This window comes from Robiginitalea sediminis, from assembly GCF_002198115.1.
GTDB classification, from domain to species: Bacteria; Bacteroidota; Bacteroidia; order Flavobacteriales; family Flavobacteriaceae; genus Robiginitalea; species Robiginitalea sediminis.
This window is the reverse complement of record NZ_NGNR01000004.1, coordinates 57,932-75,950: the sequence shown is the minus strand read 5'-3', so window position 1 is coordinate 75,950 and position 18,019 is coordinate 57,932. Positions and strand designations below refer to the sequence as shown.

The 18,019-nt window shown below is 53.7% G+C and carries 12 protein-coding genes; 5 read left to right on the top strand and 7 right to left on the bottom strand.

Annotated features, from left to right (window positions below; translation table 11 throughout):
- Positions 1-2,349, bottom strand: a complete 2,349-nt coding sequence (locus CA832_RS12870) for a TolC family protein (protein WP_088342050.1) — start codon at positions 2,347-2,349, stop codon at positions 1-3.
- A complete protein-coding gene (locus tag CA832_RS12865) occupies positions 2,346-3,599 on the bottom strand; it encodes a cation:proton antiporter (RefSeq protein ID WP_088342048.1) in 1,254 nt (417 codons plus the stop codon). The genes CA832_RS12870 and CA832_RS12865 overlap by 4 nt, the downstream gene beginning before the upstream one ends.
- A gap of 263 nt (positions 3,600-3,862) precedes the next feature.
- Here CA832_RS12865 and CA832_RS12860 point away from each other — a divergent pair, with 263 nt between their 5' ends.
- The 4 genes from CA832_RS12860 to rpsU all read left to right on the top strand — a co-directional run bounded on the left by CA832_RS12860 (position 3,863) and on the right by rpsU (position 9,905).
- A complete protein-coding gene (locus tag CA832_RS12860; RefSeq protein ID WP_158211934.1) occupies positions 3,863-5,311 on the top strand; it encodes a tetratricopeptide repeat protein in 1,449 nt (482 codons plus the stop codon).
- A gap of 161 nt (positions 5,312-5,472) precedes the next feature.
- Positions 5,473-8,346, top strand: a complete 2,874-nt coding sequence (locus tag CA832_RS12855) for a TonB-dependent receptor (RefSeq protein WP_088342046.1) — start codon at positions 5,473-5,475, stop codon at positions 8,344-8,346.
- Between the two features lie 23 nt (positions 8,347-8,369).
- Entirely contained in the window at positions 8,370-9,419 is a 1,050-nt protein-coding gene (locus CA832_RS12850) for a phytase (protein ID WP_088342045.1), read from the top strand.
- A gap of 288 nt (positions 9,420-9,707) precedes the next feature.
- The gene (gene rpsU, locus CA832_RS12845) at positions 9,708-9,905 is read left to right on the top strand and encodes a 30S ribosomal protein S21 (protein WP_088342044.1); all 198 of its coding nucleotides are present in this window, start codon (positions 9,708-9,710) and stop codon (positions 9,903-9,905) included.
- 12 nt (positions 9,906-9,917) lie between these two features.
- On the opposite strand, the gene CA832_RS12840 is transcribed toward rpsU, so the two are convergent.
- The 5 genes from CA832_RS12840 to CA832_RS12820 form a co-directional block, all read right to left on the bottom strand.
- Positions 9,918-11,294, bottom strand: a complete 1,377-nt coding sequence (locus CA832_RS12840) for a hypothetical protein (RefSeq protein ID WP_233131808.1) — start codon at positions 11,292-11,294, stop codon at positions 9,918-9,920.
- Positions 11,295-11,412: 118 nt separating this feature from the next.
- Positions 11,413-11,718, bottom strand: coding sequence for a hypothetical protein (locus CA832_RS12835; protein WP_088342041.1), 306 nt, complete (start codon positions 11,716-11,718; stop codon positions 11,413-11,415).
- A 1-nt stretch (position 11,719) separates the two neighbouring features.
- Positions 11,720-14,923 (bottom strand): efflux RND transporter permease subunit, encoded by a 3,204-nt coding sequence (locus CA832_RS12830; RefSeq protein ID WP_088342040.1) that lies wholly within the window; start codon positions 14,921-14,923, stop codon positions 11,720-11,722.
- A gap of 12 nt (positions 14,924-14,935) precedes the next feature.
- Positions 14,936-16,018, bottom strand: coding sequence for an efflux RND transporter periplasmic adaptor subunit (locus CA832_RS12825; protein WP_088342287.1), 1,083 nt, complete (start codon positions 16,016-16,018; stop codon positions 14,936-14,938).
- 11 nt (positions 16,019-16,029) lie between these two features.
- Positions 16,030-17,364 carry a TolC family protein gene (locus CA832_RS12820; protein WP_088342038.1) on the bottom strand — a complete coding sequence of 445 codons (1,335 nt, stop codon included), beginning with the start codon at positions 17,362-17,364 and terminating at the stop codon, positions 16,030-16,032.
- 247 nt (positions 17,365-17,611) lie between these two features.
- Between CA832_RS12820 and CA832_RS12815 the strand changes: the two genes are divergently transcribed.
- The gene (locus CA832_RS12815) at positions 17,612-17,995 is read left to right on the top strand and encodes a hypothetical protein (protein ID WP_088342037.1); all 384 of its coding nucleotides are present in this window, start codon (positions 17,612-17,614) and stop codon (positions 17,993-17,995) included.
- Positions 17,996-18,019: the final 24 nt, after the last annotated feature.

The following is an 18,019-nucleotide window of genomic DNA, read 5'->3' as shown; positions in this document are numbered from 1 at the left end:
TTACTCTTGTGTATGGTTTACCATATAGGTTTCGAATCGGTTGCGGAATTCCAGGTTTTCCGCATCGGTATGCAAAAGGAAGTTGTATCCGATAAAGCGCTCGAGCTGTATGGCGGTTATCAGGAAATTGTAGGTTGCGCCTGCCTGGGCCAGCTGGGCCTGCAGGAAATTGTTCTGGGCATCTATAAGCTGGATGATGTTCACCGCGCCTTCCCCGTAGGCGGTACGGACTAGTTCGAGTGCCTCTTCGGCTGCCGATGCACTCACTTCGGAAAGCTTGATATTGGCCATCTGATTGATCAGGTTCAGTACGCCCTGGTTCACATTCCTGGAAATGGAGAGGTTCAGGTTTTCCCGGTCCAGTTCAATTTGGTCCAGGCGAATGCGCGCGCTTTGTCGGTTTAGTTCTGTCCGGAACTGGTTGAAAAGGGGTAGCCTTACGTTGAGCCCCAGGCTGTAAAATCCATCGGGGTCCGGGTCTATACTGCCCTGGCCCCATTGGTTGAAATTCTGGTTGTAGGATGCCTGCAGGGCCACTGTGGGAAGCAGGCGCCCGAGGGCATTCCGGTTGTAGTCCTTCTCCACGGCGCGGAATGCATAGGCCAGCGCCTCAAGTTCCGGGGCATTGCGCCTGGCTTCCTCAATGAGGAATTCCACGAAAGGTTCGCGGTACTGTGGGTTATCCAGGATGTCTGCAATTTGCTGATAGTTATAGGACTCGAAAACGCCTTCCCCCAGAACGGCGTCCATTACCTCTAAATCCAGCTCCATGGGGTTGTTGAGGAATTGTTTGAGGTCCAGGTAGGACTGCTCCAGGGCATTGATGGATTCTACCAGGGTCTGGGTGTTTTGTGCCATCTGGCTGCGGAACCTCAGGACATCGGTTTTGCCGGCCTGGCCGGCCTGGTAATTTTGTTCAGCTATCTTCAGGTTTTCGCGGGTAAGTTGCAGGTTCTGGTTCTGGATCTGGACATTTACCTTATTAAGAAGGGCACTAAAGTATAGGCTGGAACCTTGCAAGACGGCATCGAGTTGTGCGGCATCCAGGTTGGATTGTTCTGCCAGCTGTAAATTGCGTTGCACTCCAATGCTGAGGTTGGCGTCCGGGGAGAACAGGGTTTGCTGCAGGACCAGGGACCCGTCTGTGGAATACTCCGGGCGGAACGGGGCCAAACCGGCCTCCTCCTGCACCTTGTTGATCGATGCATTGGCGGTTAGGGAGGGCAGGTAGTTACTCTTGGCCTGGCGGTATTCCTGCTGGCTGAGTTCTACGTCCTTACTTTGGGATAACAACCCCAGGTTCTGGTCTAATCCCCCGAGAATCACGTCCAGCAATGAATATTGCCGGTCGGTGGTGGTTTTTTCCGGGGAACCTAACAGGCGGGTACTGGCAATAAGGCTGTATTTGACAGGAAGCCCGATGAGCTGGGCCGTATTGTAGTTGACGGTGAGTTCCTTTCCGAAGTCTACGGAAACCGGCAGCTCTGAGAGGGAGGCTCCGTTTACCCATGCCTCTATAGTAAGGGCCATTCGGCGGATGAATTGCTCCAGGCTGTTCTCAGAACGGTTTGTGGCCAGCAGGCCCAGTTGTACGTCTGCCACCGAGGTATTGGTAAACGAGGGGATACCTGCCGCCAGAAGGCCATCGGCAAGGCGGGCCACCGCGGCATCCGGGAGGAAGTATCCTCCTGCCATGTACAGGGCGTCCAGCCCCTCCAGGTTTGCCAGGATATCATCTGTGCTTTCAAAGGGGATAATGCGAAAGGTGGCCCCGGAAGGACCCAGGATACCTTCCAAGGCTCCGGTAAGGGGCAGGTTTTTTAACAACCCCGCCTCCAGCGCGATTCCTACATGCTCAAAATCGGTTAGTTCCCTGAAGGTCCGGAGGTCCTCTTCATAGGATTGTATGGCGATCAGATAGGTGAAGTCCGTAATTCCGCTGGTTTCTTTCGAGAGGTCGAAGGTTGCTATTTCCTGATTGGTGGTCCCGAAAAGGATGGTGGGTACAGGAAAGGTTTCCCGCGCTTTGAGTATACGGCTGTTCACATACCCGAAAGCCAGGATAAGATGTGCTCCTTGCGCCGCCAGATCCTCATATTGAACACGCGCCGCCTCCGGATCGAAATTATTGTAGCGTCGCAGTTCAACCGGGAATTCCACAATGGCATCCTCTCCCACCACGGCCTGTATTTCCGAGGTCAGCCGTTCCAGTATTGCACTGGATTCCCCTGTCTGGATATCGGCGAGGATCCCCACCTGGTAAACCGGTTTAACCTGGGCACGGAGTACGCAAGGGCTTGCCATGCAAAGCAGGAGGCACAATACGGATAATAAGAGTGCAGACCTCATAGGGTTTGATTTTTATCGCGCAGCCGCGCCACGAGTTTCTCGACAGTCAATCCTTGTACAACTATGGAAAAGATCACCACAATATAGGTAATAACCAGAAACAGGTCGCGCTGCATGTCTGCCGTCAGGCCCAGGGCCAGGGCAATGGAAATGGCGCCGCGCAAGCCGCCCCAGGTCATGACCAGGTGAGTACCCGGGACAAAGTCCAGGCGTCGCTCAAAGAGCCGGACTGGCAGGAAGAGGGAAAGGTGGCGGCACAGCAGGGCCACCGGGATCATCAGGACCCCGGCTATGATGTAGAGGGTATCCAGGTCCAGGACCAGGATTTCCATCCCGATCAAAACGAAAAGGACGGTGTTCAGCAAAACGTCCAGCAGTTCCCAGAACCGGTCTACGTATTCCTCGGTGGTTTCCGACATGGCCAGGGAACGGGCCTTGGGCCCGCCCAGCATAAGTCCGGCTGCCACCATGGCCAGCGGGCCGGAGACGTGCAGGTACTGAGCCAGAACAATCCCGGACATGACGGCCGCCAGGGTAATGATCACCTCAATAGCATAGTCGTCTATGCGGCGCATCATAAACAAAGACACCCACCCCAGGACCAGCCCCAGCAGCAGGCCGCCAAAGACTTCGTGAATGAAAAGCAGGGCCGTATCCCCCAGGGAAAAATCCCCGCCCCCGCCCGAGGCCAGGCTGTAAAGGGTCAAAAAGATGACCACGCCCACCCCGTCGTTAAAGAGGGATTCCCCCACGATTTTTATTTCCAGTTTTTTCGGCACCCCGGCCTTTTTCAGGATACCCAAAACGGCAATGGGGTCGGTAGGGGAGATCAGTGCGCCAAACAACAGGCAGTGCAGGAAACTGGCCTGAAGCCCCACCAGGGGTAGCAGGAAGTAAGTGGCCGCGCCAACCAGGAAGGTGGAGACCAATACCCCGAAAGTGGCAAAGGCCAGCACCGGCCAGCGCTGGGTTTTTAGTTTTTCCAGGTCGGTATGGAGCGCCCCCGCAAAGAGCAGGAACCCCAGCATGGTATCCAGCAGCAAGGATTTAAAATCGATGGAGGAGATGATATAGCGCTCTGCGTTGAGAAGTCTCGGATCCAGGGCACTCAGGGCAAAAACCCCCAGGGTGAACACAATGGTGATGACCGTTAAACCGATGGTACTGGGCAGGCGCAATACCCGGGCATTGAAGTATCCGAAAAGGGCCGAAAGTACAATCAGGATCGTGGCGATCAGGAAGAAACTCATGGTGGTTTTGGGTTGGTGGTATGGATTTAAAGATATGAAGATGAAACAAAACTGGATAATCGTTATTGTCCCGATTTTACGAAATAGTAATGTGGGCATTACATTGGAGCTACCCCGGCCCCTTATACTGCAAACACTTTTCTTTTGAAATGAGGTTGTATACACTTGTATTCGGGGCAGTAATAGGAATTTTTTCCTTTGGTTTTGGTACCGGGAAGTCGGAAAATATTCTGTATTCCGCAGATCAGAGGCAACTACAATCCATGAGCACCAGAGGGAATCCTTATGGGGTAGCTCAACGATTATTGGAGGAAGGCAACCATTTTCTGGATCTGGAGCTCTTTTCAGAAGCTATGGCCCGGTTTAAGGCCGCTTCGGACACCCTGGCTTATGAGTCAGGGGATCCGATTCACGTGGCACTGCTCAATAGTGTCGGGAAGTTGCAAATTCTCAGAGGGCAATACCAGCAGGCGGAAACCAGTCTGAATCAGGCATTGGAATTGGCCATTTCCATTGATGACAGGGCTGGAAGAGCTTTGAGTCTTGGCTATTTGGGCACATGTGCCGAAAAGCAAGGCGCGTATATCCGGGCCCTGGAGTTACAGCAGGCCAGCATGGCTCAGTATGTTGCATTGGAGGATCAGGTTGGCATGGCATTGGCCAAGGAGAACATGGGTAGTATTTATGAGGATATCGGGGAATTAGAGCTCGCCTATAAACACTTTATGGAAGCTTATCGGGTTCTTAAGGATTCCGCTAGCAGTCAGACTGCCAACGTCCTCAATAACCTCGGCGATGTCCGACGGAAACAAGGGAAATATAAAGAAGCAGAGAAATATACCCAGCGGGCTCTCGATTTGGCCAGGGGGATACAGGATATACACCAGATGGAAAGTGCGCACAAGGATCTGGCCAAGACGTATGCCTCTATAGGTGATTTCCATGAGGCCTATACGCATCTGCTGGAGGCTGACACGTACCGGGCACAGGAGCTGGAGGCATGGAATACAAGTCAGCTCAATGCGATTCAGGCCTTATACGATTCAGATCGGAAGGCCTCTGAAATCCTTTTATTGCGAGAACAGAACAAGGTAAGCAGGGCCAACCAGATTCTAATTGGTGCATTGGCTCTTTCGACCTTCATTACGTTTTTGATGGTGTTTCTTTATAGCAGGCGCAAGCGTCGGGTTCAGCAGCGGGTGCAGGAACTGGAGCAACAACAGTTAAAAGCGGATATGCAGCGGATTACCTCCCATGAAGACCACCTGAAAAAGGAGATTAAGGTTAAAAGCGCTGCCCTGACCCGCTATAGCCTGAACCTGTCACAGAAGAATAAAATCCTTATGGGACTTTCTCGGTCCCTGGGACAGATGGCAGATCGTTCCAACGCAAACTACAGTGATACACTCAGGTCTTTGCGTAAGGAGATAGAATTCAATCTCAGCACTGATGAGGAATGGGACGATTTCCTTCAAATCTTTGAAGAGATACACCCTGCTTTCATGAAGCGGCTCAATGGACTCGGGGAAGGCAAACTAACCCCCTCTGAATTACGCCTGGGGATGCTGTTGCGAATGAATCTGACTTCTAAGGAAATTGCTTCGATACTCAGGGTTACCCCAGACAGTGTAAGGGTAGCCCGATACCGCTTGCGGAAAAAACTACCCATAGGTTCTAAAGAGGAGTTGGTCTCCTATCTGGTCGAGCTCTGAAGGCCGTTCTTACGCCCTGTGTTAGCAGTGGGTTAACAAAAGGTGATTGTTGCCTGTTTGATTCCTTTTTTTCTTGTGATTGTTGCCTGTTTGTTGCCTTGGTTTTATCTATCTAAAACCCTGGTAGCTATAGTTTTGGAGATGATAACCAACATATTGTCATGAAAATCCAAACATTTCTTAAGTATCTTATTGTTTCCTGTGTTTTGTTCTCCTCCCCCTTAATAACCACGGCTCAGGAGGGCAATATCAGCGGAACTGTTTCCGATGAAAACGGCATTTACCTGCCTGGAGCAAACATCTTCATTGCCGAAATCGAAAAGGGAGGAATTTCCGACTTCGACGGCCGCTTTACCCTCCTGGGGATTCCTGAAGGAAACTACCAACTGCGGATCACCTATCTGGGTTATGAAGAAATTACCCGAGATGTTACCGTTACTTCCGGGGAGACCGCCACATTAAATGTGACCCTGCTACCCTCCAGTTTTAACTTGCAGGAAGTACAAGTGACCGGCCTTGGCCCCAGCGGCCAGGCAAAGGCCCTGAATACACAGCGGTCTAACATCAACATTACCAATGTGGTTTCCACCGATCAGATTGGAAAGTTTCCCGACGCCAATATCGGAGATGCTGTAAAGCGTATCCCGGGTATCACGATGCAGGTAGATCAGGGGGAAGCCCGGAATATTATTGTCCGGGGCCTTTCGCCTCAGTTGAATTCGGTAACACTGAATGGCAGCCGGATTCCTTCTGCGGAAGGGGATAACCGGAATATTCAGATGGACCTGATCCCCGCAGATATGATCCAGACCATTGAAGTCAACAAAGCCGTAACCCCGGACATGGATGGGGATGCGCTAGGAGGCTCGGTTAACCTGGTAACACGTACAGCGCCCCAGGGCTTCCGGCTTTCTGCCAATTTAGGTTCCGGGGTTAACTTCATAACAGACAAACGCATCTTAAACGGATCGTTCCTCTTGGGGGATCGTTCTGCAGACGGGCGTTTTGGTTGGATGCTGTCGGCCGCTGTAAACGACAACGATTTTGGTTCGGATAATGTTGAAGCGGAATGGACCGATGAATTCGAATTTTACACGGGTGTAGATGATGCGGACGGGGAACCCATCCTGGAGGAAGTAGATGTGGATCCTTATACTAACCTCACGGAACAGCGTACATACCTGGTACAGCGGATTCGTCGGAGCTTTTCGGCTAATTTCGACTATCGCTTCAATGCCGCCAACAGTATCTATCTGAAAACGATGTACAACTGGCGCGACGATCGTGAAAACCGTTTTGTGCTGGAACAGGAGATCCTCGATCCTGAAGATATAGAAGCGGGTGATTTCACCATTACCCAAGGCATTCCAACGCGGTTTCCGGTAGAAGCCAAAAGGGAAACCAAGGGTGGTATCGACAATTCCCGGAACAAAAACAGGCGTCTGGAGGATCAGCGCATGCAAAATTATACCCTTGGGGGCGATCATTTGTTTGGCAGCCTGAAATTGGATTGGATGGCTGCCTACGCCAAGGCTTCGGAGGAGCGCCTGGATGAGCGTTATGCTGTCTATGCTTCAGAATTCATTGCCCTGAATGACAATTCGGATACTGAATTCCCATTTATGAGAGCCGAGACCGCATCGGACGCCAATAATGCCAGTGCCTTCGAATTCGATGAAATCACCAACGAAAATCAATATACAGAGGAGGAAGACATCAATATATTTCTGAATATGGAAATGCCTTTGAATCTATTCGGTGGCCGAGACGGAACGCTCAAATTCGGGGGTCGTGGCCGATTCAAAAACAAATTCAGGGATAATAATTTCTTCGAATTCGATCTGGAAGATCAATTCCCGACACTCGCAGATTTACCTACCAAGGATTATACGGATCCGGACTATCTTGCCGGGTCGGAATATGCCGCTGGGATATACCCATCTGAGAATTGGCTTGGGAGCCTTTCGTTGACCCCGGAGGCCGGGGAATCCGTTCCTGACGAGTTTCTGAGGGATAATTTTGAGGTAAGCGAAAATGTCTGGGCTGGTTATCTGATGACCAACCAGAACCTGACAGACAAGTTGGGCGTTCTCTTCGGGGTCCGGCTGGAACATACCCGAATAGAAGCTACCGGGAACCAAATCCTGGATGAGGAAAATGTCGTGGGACAGATAACCGAGGAAAGTTCCTATACCAATGTGCTTCCGGGGGTACACTTCAAGTATGACATTACCGAGCGATCCATCATACGTCTTGCCTGGACCAATACCCTTGCCCGACCGAACTATGTGGATCTTACCCCGTCTCTGGATGTTGTGAATTCCGATGAGGAAATCTTTGTAGGGAACCCGGAACTCGATCCTACCACTTCTATGAATTTCGACCTGAATGCCGAGCATTATTTCAGCAATGTCGGTATCCTGTCCGGAGGGGTTTTCTACAAGCGTATAGATGACTTCATCTACACGTTTATCAGTGAGACGACCAACAATGAATTTGGTCCCGGAACTGAAGGGTATAACGTGTTTCAACCCTTAAATGGGGATAAGGCTACTATTTTCGGTGCCGAAATCGCACTTCAGCGACAACTGGATTTTCTTCCGGGATTTCTAGGTAATTTCGGGGTATACCTGAACTATACCTACCTGACTTCGGATGCCACAGGCATCCGCAACGAAGACGGAGACCTGAGGGATGACCTGGACCTTCCCAACACAGCCCCCAATATGTTTAATGGTTCCCTGAGCTATGCCGATTCCAGGTTTAGTGCCCGCTTATCTGCAAACTTCTCGGATGCCTACATCGATGAAATCGGAGGGAATGATTTCGAAGACCGGTATTACGATACACAGTTCTTCCTCGATTTCAATGCCAGTTATGCCATTAACCAGAACCTGAGGATCTACGCGGATCTGAATAATATTACCAACCAGCCTTTGCGCTATTATCAGAGTATTCGGGAGAGGACCCAACAGGTCGAATTCTATAGCCTGAGATTTACGTTCGGACTTAAATACGATATCTTCCGCAATTGAGGGCCGAAGGTTGTTTTATAAGGATGAAGCAATTAAAGAAAGGGATCATCCCGATGGGTCTGGCCCTAACCCTGGCGGTTCTGTCGGGTTGCCGGACCCATCGAGTCCCTAAAACCAAGGCTGTTCTCATAACAGCCCCCGTACTGCACGATACCGATGACCCGGCTATTTGGGTGCATCCGGATACTCCGTCAATGAGTTTGATCTTTGGGACCGACAAGAATACAGATGGGGCGATCTACGCCTACGACCTGGAGGGTCAGGTCGTGGAGGATAAAACCATTCGAGGTTTAAAGCGCCCCAATAATGTGGATGTAGAATACGGGTTTCGTCTGTCGGATACTACTCAAACCGACATATTGGTTTTTACCGAACGCGAACGCCAGCAGATTCGCATCTTTTCAATTCCGGATATGAAGCCCCTGGACGGCGGAGGATTTGCTGTTTTCCAGGATGAGGCCAACCCTGAATTCCGCCTGCCCATGGGGATCGCCCTCTACAAATCCCCGAAAAATGGAAATATTTACGCCATCGTAGGTCGAAAAAGCGGTCCGTATTCCGGATATCTATACCAATACGAACTCATTCCGGACCGTAATGGGGTCCGCCTGGAATGGGTCAGGGCCTTCGGATCTTTCAGCGGGAAGGCGGAGATTGAGGCAATCGCAGTGGATGATTCCAACGGGTACGTATACTATGCAGATGAAGGGGTTTGTATCCGAAAGTATAATGCAGAACCCGATTCGGACAATACAGAGCTCGATTGTTTCGGAGGGGAATACTTCAAAGAGGACATTGAGGGTATTGCCATCGCTGCCTATGCAGATGGAACTGGTTTTTTACTCGTTTCGGACCAGCAGCGGGGCACCTTCAATATTTTCGATCGTCGTACACTGGCCTTCATCAAAGCGGTGGATCTGGGAACGCGGGAAACGGACGGTTGTGATGTGGTTACGGTTGCCCTTGGATCCCTTTTTCCCGGAGGCCTCTTTGTGGCCATGGACAACAACCGCACCTTTCATTTCTTCGATCTGGGTCAAATTCTGCAACTGAATAAAGATTCTGAGCGGTAGTAGCCCTGAAGAAGGACCCTGGTAATGCTCAGGACAATCAGGGCTTTAGGCTAATTTGGGAACTTCGGTTTCTCCCCCCGGTTTCCCATTGCCGATTATTAGTGTTACCTTTACAACATCTTCATGCTCTTTTGCAGCCCCTTTCATAACGTGTTGCACGGTTGACCCCACAGGTCAGGAATCCGGTATTTTGCTGTTTTGGCACGTTGCCATTTCTACAGCCAACGCTTGCAAGTTTCAGGGTTGCACCCAAGGGAAGAGACATGGATGGAATCGTAACACACGCCTATGATTAAAGTAGAAGTCAAGCCCAACGAAAGCATCGACCGCGCCCTGAAGCGGTACAAGCGCAAGCGCAAAATGGTTAAACTGGTCCAGGAACTCCGGGACCGCCAGAGTTATACCAAACCCTCTGAACAGCGCCGGGAGGAAATCAAAAAAGCCCAGTACCGCGAGCAGTATCTCCTAAGCCAGGAATCCCAGTAAACAGGGCGGGATTCAGAAGACAAAATTCGTCACCAGGTTAAGCTGGTGGAAGTTACTCCGGTTAAAGACAAATTCCGGATCTGTTTCTTCCTTGTTTTTCTTGTAGATATAGAGTAAGTCCACAGACATGCCTTCCAGAAAACCGTGGAAGCGGTATTGCAGGTGGGCATTCCACTGCCGGTAAGCCCCCAGGTTGTATTTATTGAATTCGGTCACCCCGGTTTCGGGTCCGAATAACTCCGTATAGGAAGCCCCTGCACTGAGGCCTTCCAGGTTAAACTGGTAATCCCCGCAGAAGGTAATGACATCGACATCCCCAAACCCCTCAAGACGCGAGCGGGGGACGGAGGTAAAGAAGTGGTCCCGGCCCAGTTCCCGTGGGAACAGGAAACGACCGCTGTCGAAGGCATGGGTGTAGGCGGCTTTTAAATCGAACCCGCCGGGCATCCACCGGAGCTGGCCACTCAGCACCTGCCCGTTTTCCCCCGGTTGAACATAGCGTTGGTCATATGCCAACTCCCGCTGAAACCCGTCCGGGAACTGCAGGGTGTATTGCAGGCCAACCTCCCAATCCCCTTTGCCGTAATCCAGTTCCAGCCACCCGGTATACCCCAGGTGGTGGATGTACCACTGGTAGAGCTGCAGGCGGAGATCCTTCACTTCCCCTTCGTACCCGGCCAGGGCAACCCCCCGGGATTCCAGATGTTCGTGATAGTCTGCCTCGGTCCCATCGGGCTGGAAGCCATTGTCGGTAAGGCCGATGCCTTCGCTGAAATCGAACCATTCCACCATACTCCTGGGGGAAATGCGGTCCAGCCACCCCAGGATGATCTCCTGGTGTTCCCGGGGTTTGAGATGGCCCCAGACGCCTTTAAAAGCAAAGGGTTTCATCCGGCCGTCGGAACGGTTCAGCAAGGGCGTGTCCTCAATTTCCAATTTTCCGTAGGTGACCGCTCCTTTGTTCCATCGGTATTGGATGTAGAGTTCCTCGAGCCGGTCCAGGTCGTTGAAGTTGTCGAAATCGAGGATATCGAAGAGCTCGTGCTCCCATTTGGAAATCTGGCCGGTGGTGGGGTCCGGGGCATTCAGGTCGGAAGAAAAAGTCTTGTAGGTGAAAATCCCGGCCGCCGCAAAATGGAAGCCGTGGAATTCCGGACTTTCGTACCGCATGGCGCCCCCGCTGGCGTTCGCGTAGTAATCCTTCAGGCCGTCCCCGTTCAGGGTGGTCATAAAGAAGTTACGCATATGACCATCTATATGGCCTTTGGTAAACATTTCGTGGAGTTTCGGGTGGGTGCTTTCCCGGGGTTCATGCTGGCCCATCAGGGGGAGTCCGACCAGCAGGTACAGGGCGCACCGGAGCGTGGAGAATCGCATTCTGGGAAACATAATTGGCAATAAGATTAGAACGAAGGTAGGGCGCCTACTCCCGCATAACTATGATAAATGTTATCTCTGACCCGCAGGGCGGCGCGCCGCGGCAGTAGGCAGCCCCCGTCTCGGGCTTCTAGATATACCGCTCTACCGGCACCACTACAGCCTTTACGGGGTTGTTGGTTTCCAGTTCGCCGTTAAAGGCCTCAATAAGTCCGAAAAGCGCATCGATATGGGCTTCGTCTGTAAAGGAAAAAAACATCCGCGATTCATTCCCGCCCCGTTCGCTGGGAAACCAGCTCTGGGTCATCATCAGTGGTGGCACGGATTTATACCCGTCAATTTCCGATTCACTGAAACTTTCGATCCCCGCTTTTTTGAAAAGCCTGAGGACTTCGGACTTAAACTGGTCCACTGCGGTTACAATTACGAGTTTCATCTCATTCTTCTTTATGGTTCTTTTTTTCGATGAGGTAGTATACCAGCGGCACCACCAGCAAGGTCAGCACCGTAGAGGCAATGGTCCCGCCCATTAGCGAGATGGCCAACCCCTGGAAAATAGGGTCGAACAGGATCACAAAGGCCCCGATCACAACCGTTCCCGCCGTAAGCAGGATGGGGGTGGTCCTCACGGCTCCGGCTTCGATGACTGCCTGTTTTAAGGGTGCCCCCTCAGCCAGGCGCAGGTTGACAAAATCGATGAGCAATACGGAGTTGCGCACCATGATCCCCGCCAGGGCAATCATCCCGATAAAGGAGGTGGCCGTAAAAAAGGCGCCCATAAGCCAGTGGCCCACTACGATACCCACCATGGAGAGCGGAATGGCCACCATCATCACCACCGGGGCCTTGAAGTTCTGGAACCACCCCACAATTAGCATGTAAATGATGACGATTACCCCGGCAAAGGCCAGCCCCAGGTCGCGGAAAACTTCCAGGGTAATCTGCCACTCCCCGTCCCATTTCACGGTGAAATCGGATTCCTGCTCCGGCAGGCCCAGGTACTTCTCTTCCAGGGTATAACCCGCCGGCAACTGGATTTGTTTCAGCCGGTCTTCCATTCCCAGGATGGCGTAAACCGGGCTTTCGAGGGTCCCGGCCATGTCGGCCATGACATAGACCACCCGCCGCTGATTCTTGCGGTAAATACTCTTGTCCCGAGGATTTTCCTCCACCGAGATAAAGTCCCCCAGGGGAAGCATATCGCCCGTTGCGGCCTTTACCCGCAATTGGGATAGGGCGCTTACGGAAGATTTGTCGGCCTCTTCCAGGTCCAGGACCAGGTCTACCGGCCGCAGGGCATTTTCATCGTAGAGACTGGTAATGGCCTGGCCGGAGAGGGCCATATGGGCGGTTTGCACCAACTGCTGGGGCGCAAGGCCAAACTGCATGGCTTTTTCCCGGTCTACTGCAAAGGTATACTCCGTCTGGTCTGCTTCGGTCATGCCGTCCACATCCACCACATCGGTGGTTTCCTTGAGGATGTTCTCCACCTGTGCGGCCAGGGCAATCTGCCGGTCGTAATCGGGTCCGTACACCTCGGCTACGATGGTCGAGAGTACCGGGGGGCCGGGCGGGACCTCCACCAGCTTTACATTGGCGTTGTACGCGGCTGCGATTTGTTGGATGCCGGGGCGCATCGCCTTGGCGATATCGTGGCTTTGCTCGGAACGGTCGTGTTTGTCCGTCAGGTTTACCTGGATATCGGCCATATTGCTGCCGCCCCGCAGGTCGTAGTGACGTACCAGCCCGTTAAAAGTGATGGGGGCAGAGGTGCCCACATAGGCCTGGTAGTTAACCACCTCCGGCCGGGTTTTGAGGTACTGGCCTATTTCCCGCGCCACCACAGCCGTCCGTTCCAAAGTGGTGCCCTCAGGCATGTCAATGACCACCTGGAATTCGTTTTTATTGTCGAAGGGCAGCATTTTCACCAGGACCGATTGGGTGAAGAACATGCCCACCGAACCGATGAGCAGCAGGAAGGTAATGCCCAGGAAGGCATAGCGCCGTGTCCGGTTTTCGATAAGCGGGCGCTCCAGTTTTTCGTACCAGCGGTAGATAAAGGTTTCCTCCAGGGCTTTATGTGTTTTTTCTTCCCCGTTGCCTTTTTTGTCCTTTTCCCGCAGGAAGAGGTAGCCCAGGTAGGGCGTAATGGTCAGGGCCACAAAAAGGGAGAGGAGCATGGCGATGGAGGCCCCGATGGGCATGGGGGACATATAGGGCCCCATAAGCCCGGATACAAAGGCCATGGGCAGGACAGAGGCAATAACGGTAAAGGTGGCCAGGATGGTGGGGTTCCCCACTTCGTTTATGGCGTAGAGTGCAGCCTGCCTGAAGGGCAGCCGCTTCATTTTAAAATGCCGGTGCATGTTCTCGGCGATGATGATGGAATCGTCCACCACAATCCCGGTTACAAAAACCAGGGCAAAAAGGGTAATGCGGTTCAGGGTATAGTCCAGCATGTAGTAGCTCAGCAGGGTAAGGGCGAAGGTGATGGGTACCGAGAGGAAGACCACCAGCCCGCCGCGCCACCCCATGGCCAGCATGACCACAAAGGTTACGGCTATAATGGCGCCAATGAGGTGCATCAGGAGTTCCGATACTTTCTGAGAGGCTGTTTCCCCATAGTTCCGGGTGACCTCCAAATGGACGTCGTCCGGGATGAGATCCGCCCGGAGGCGTTCCACTTTCTGAAGGATCTCATCGGAGATCTTCATGGCATCTGCCCCCTTTCGTTTGGCCACTGAGAGGGTAACGGCCGGATATTCAGCAGGGTGTTCCGTTGCTTTTTCACTGGCCCCGCCAAAGCCCAGGGACACATAGCTCTGGGGTATTTCGGGGCCGTCCTCTACCCGCGCAATCTGCCCTAGGTAAACGGGTTGCCCGCCCTGGGTTCCCACAATGAGGTTTTCCACCTCGGCAGCGCTGGAGAGAAAGCGCCCGGTCCGCACTTTGTATTCCGTGTCGGCCCGGTCGAAGCTGCCGGAATCCATTTCGGCGTTGGCTGCCTGTACCTGGCCGGCCACCGACAGGAAATCCAACCCGCTGGCTGCCATTTTTTCCTTGTCCAGGACCACGCGCAATTCCCGGCTGCGACCCCCGATCTGCTTGGTGATGGAAACATCCCGTACTTTTTCGATTTCATCGGTCAGGCTTTGGGCCAGCAGCCCCAGCTGGTAGTCGTCGTAGGTCTCGCTCCAAAGAGTCAGGGCCAGCATGGGCACATCGTCTATAGCCCGTGTTTTGACCAGGGGGAACGTCACCCCGCGGGGCATGCGGTCCATGTGCTTGTTGATCTCGTTGTAGAGTTTCACAAAGGACCGTTCAATATCTTCCCCCACGTAGAACTGCACGATGACCATGGCCTGCTCCTGCATGGCTGTGGCATAGACGTATTCCACGCCCGGGATGTTGGAGATAAGTTTTTCCAGGGGTTTTACCACCCGGGCTTCCACCTCTGCCGGACTGGCCCCGGGGTAGCCGACAAAGATATCGGCCATGGGCACATCGATCTGCGGTTCCTCCTCCCTTGGGATCAGGAAGGAGCTATATACCCCGATGACCATGAATACGATCATCAGCAGGACAGTGAGTTTGGAGCCTATAAAGCCTTTGGCGATTTTGCCGGCTAATCCGTCTTTCATAAGGGCGGGGGATTACCGGGTGCGCACAGGCACCCCGTTGTACAATTTACTTTTGGCCGATACGATGTAGGCTTCCCCGGCTTTAAGGCCGGATAGCACTTCGGTTTGCCCCTGGAAAGTCCTCCCCAGGCGGACCCACCGCAGCAGCCCGGTATTGGACTGGCTTACGGTATACACCCCGGTCAGCTGTCCCTGGCGCACAATGGCGGTCTCCGGGATAAGAACCGGTTGCCCTTCGGGTTCCCGGGTGCCTTCCCTCGCAAAATCCAGGGTGGCGTACATGCCGGAGCGCAGCCCTTTTGCCTGATCTGTAAGGGTAAGGGTCGCCAGGTATTGCCCGCCGGATTGGCGCGCCGAATTGCTCAACTCGCTGACATAGCCTTGAAGGCGCTTGCCCAGGGCCTTGATATAGACCAGGGCTGTATCGCCCTTGGCCACGCCCGAAATCTCGTGTTCCGGGATGCGTGCCTCCACTTCAAAATCCCCTGGCGCCTCTATGGCGATTAGGGGTTGGCCCGGGCTGGCCAGGTCCCCCGCATCTGCGTGTATATGGGTGACCACCCCGGCAAAGGGGGCGGTTATCCGGGTATAGGCCACCTGGGCCTGCACTTCCTGTTTCATTTGGCGGGCCGCCTCCAGGCGCGCCCCTGCCATCTGGTAGCGGGCGGTGATATCGTCCAGTTCCTTTTGGGAGGCACTTTGGTCCGCAAAAAGACGGGTGTACCGCTGATAGTCCTTATCGGCTATGGCGTATGCCGCTTCCGCCTCGGTAATGGAGGCAGTGGTCTGTGCCATGCGGGCCTGCAGATCGGCATTGTCCAGCTGCAGCAGGACGGTGCCCGCTGCCACCCGGTCGCCAACCCGGACCTGTACCGAACGGACATAGCCCATGGTTCGCGTACTGAGGTCGGCCTGTTTCGCGGCGGTTACGGTCCCGCTAACCGAGAGGTAGGCTGTGGCGGCAGTACCGCCTGCAGTCGCTGTTTCCACCAAAACGGGTTCGGATTGGGAGGCGCGATCCCCGGCGTTGTCCGGTCGGCAACTGCCCAGTATAAGGGCGGTGGCAATTGAATATAAAAGGGTGATCCTTTTCATCTTTAGGTGCATTAAGGGTTAAGGGTCTCCCCATTCGGGGCGGTATTGCCCGCAGCCAGGAATTTCAGGTAGGCCAGGGCGTAGTTGTATTCGAAAATCGTTTGGTAATATTCCATTTCCTTCCCGGCCGCATTTGCCTCAGCAGTAAGCAGGTCGGCTGTTTTTTCCAGGCCTTCCCGGAACCGGTTGGTGCGGATCCGAAGGGCTTCCGCAGACTGTTCCAGGGCTTGCCGGGTGAGGTCCAACCGGGCCCGGGCGTCGTCCAGGGCGCGCTCCGCCCGCTGCAGCTCCCGCTGGCTTTCGGAGTAGTACTGGGCCTGCTCCAGTTGGGATTTTTCCATGGCAGCGCGGCTGGATTGTACTTTGCCCAGGCGTTTATGGCCGCCAAAGAGGTCCCACCGGAGTTCAGCCCCAATGGTGTATCCGTCTGCCCCGAACCGGAGGAGCTCATCGTCGTACAGAGCATAGGTGCCAAAGGCATTAAGACGGGGTAGGAATGCTGTTTTATCGGCCCGGTAGGCACTGCTGTAGGCTTCTGCAGCCAGGCTCATGGCCCGGATATCCGGACGTTCCTCGGACAGGCTCCAGGAGCTTGGAGCAGCCGGTTGGGGAATCAGGCTGTCGCGGGGCACATAAACCGCCGAAACGGGCTCATCCATTAGCACCGCCAGGGCATCGGAGGAATTGGCAACCTGACTTTGGGCTTGCTGCCACTGGTTCCGCACCTCGCTTACCCGTACCTGAACTTCCAGCAGGTCCTGTTTTTGAAGGTATCCTTGCCGGTAATTGCTTTCGGCCCACCTGAGGTTGGCCTCGGCAGCGCGGAGGGCTTTTTGGGTAACCGCCACAGCCTTGTGGGCCAGTTGCAGGTTCATGTAGGCGGCATTTGCCTGTAGGGAGAGGTAGTCCCGGCTGCGCTGGGCCTGCAGGGCGGCGGCCTCCATTTTATACCGGGCCGCTTTGCGCTGGAACAACCCGTCTATATTGATGAGGGGCTGGCGGACTTCCAGCAGGGTGGCGTAGTTCTCCGTCCGCTGGGGGTCGTTCAGCAGGGCAGGGTTAAAATCGGCCTGGGTCAGGATTTCCTGGTTGAGTTTCGACCCGAAGGCCATCAGGGGGTTGGTAGTCACGATCCCCGTGTGGGATGCCGTGACCTCCGGCAGGAACAGGGAATGGGTCTGGCGGAATTCTCCCTGGGCCTCCCGAAAGGCGGCCTGGGATATCTTCAGCCCCGTATTGGCCTCCAGGGCGCGTTGCAGGACTTCGTCCCCGGAGAGGAGAACCTCCTGGGAATGGCTGGCGGCTACCACCGATAAAAGGCCTGCTAGGAGCAACAGTTTTTTCATGTTGAAAACAATTTACAGGGCAAAATTAGGCGGGCAGGAAGCCGCAGTCAGTAACATTCGTTACGGAGTGACCAGGGCTGTTTTGGGTGCCTGTGCGTTCCGCTTATGGTCGATGGTCCGTGGAGGAGGATAGGAAAGAGGCGGCGTAATTCGCCTATACGTGACGCAGGTTACATTGCCCCTATTTTACCCGTTTGTGACATTTGTCACTTTGTTCCCCTTTCGGTAGATGTAGTTTTGTGAGGAAATGGATGCCAGAAAACGCCATGCGATCCTCCTTGCCATCATCCTCTGGACAGCAATCCTGAGGGTGCCGGCCATTTATGCATATTATATCCTGGACACCTCGGATTTCATTGAGCGTCTTTGTGAGAATAAGGACAAACCCAAGATGAACTGCAATGGCAAGTGTTACCTGAGCAGGATGCTCCAGGCCGACCAACAGGCCGAAGATGAGCCGGCTATGCCCATGGTCTCCTGGAGCGAATTCCAGTTTTTACCGGTCCGGGTCACCGCACCCGATTCCTGGAACCTTTTTAAAGCCTTTACGCAGGTTCCTCCATACCGGAACGGCTATGCTTTTGCGCATGCCTCAAAGTGTTTCCGCCCCCCGCCGGACAAGTGCGTTTAAACCCGATTAACAGGCCGGATCCGT

Bases quoted from the DNA above. Each gene is read 5' to 3' on its own strand.
- CA832_RS12840 (WP_233131808.1), bottom strand. From the start codon at position 11,294: ATGTTTCCCAGAATGCGATTCTCCACGCTCCGGTGCGCCCTGTACCTG.
- CA832_RS12835 (WP_088342041.1), bottom strand. From the start codon at position 11,718: ATGAAACTCGTAATTGTAACCGCAGTGGACCAGTTTAAGTCCGAAGTC.
- CA832_RS12820 (WP_088342038.1), bottom strand. From the start codon at position 17,364: ATGAAAAAACTGTTGCTCCTAGCAGGCCTTTTATCGGTGGTAGCCGCC.
- CA832_RS12815 (WP_088342037.1), top strand. From the start codon at position 17,612: ATGGATGCCAGAAAACGCCATGCGATCCTCCTTGCCATCATCCTCTGG.
- CA832_RS12855 (WP_088342046.1), top strand. From the start codon at position 5,473: ATGAAAATCCAAACATTTCTTAAGTATCTTATTGTTTCCTGTGTTTTG.
- CA832_RS12850 (WP_088342045.1), top strand. From the start codon at position 8,370: ATGAAGCAATTAAAGAAAGGGATCATCCCGATGGGTCTGGCCCTAACC.
- rpsU (WP_088342044.1), top strand. From the start codon at position 9,708: ATGATTAAAGTAGAAGTCAAGCCCAACGAAAGCATCGACCGCGCCCTG.
- CA832_RS12830 (WP_088342040.1), bottom strand. From the start codon at position 14,923: ATGAAAGACGGATTAGCCGGCAAAATCGCCAAAGGCTTTATAGGCTCC.
- CA832_RS12825 (WP_088342287.1), bottom strand. From the start codon at position 16,018: ATGAAAAGGATCACCCTTTTATATTCAATTGCCACCGCCCTTATACTG.
- CA832_RS12865 (WP_088342048.1), bottom strand. From the start codon at position 3,599: ATGAGTTTCTTCCTGATCGCCACGATCCTGATTGTACTTTCGGCCCTT.
- CA832_RS12860 (WP_158211934.1), top strand. From the start codon at position 3,863: ATGAGCACCAGAGGGAATCCTTATGGGGTAGCTCAACGATTATTGGAG.
- CA832_RS12870 (WP_088342050.1), bottom strand. From the start codon at position 2,349: ATGAGGTCTGCACTCTTATTATCCGTATTGTGCCTCCTGCTTTGCATG.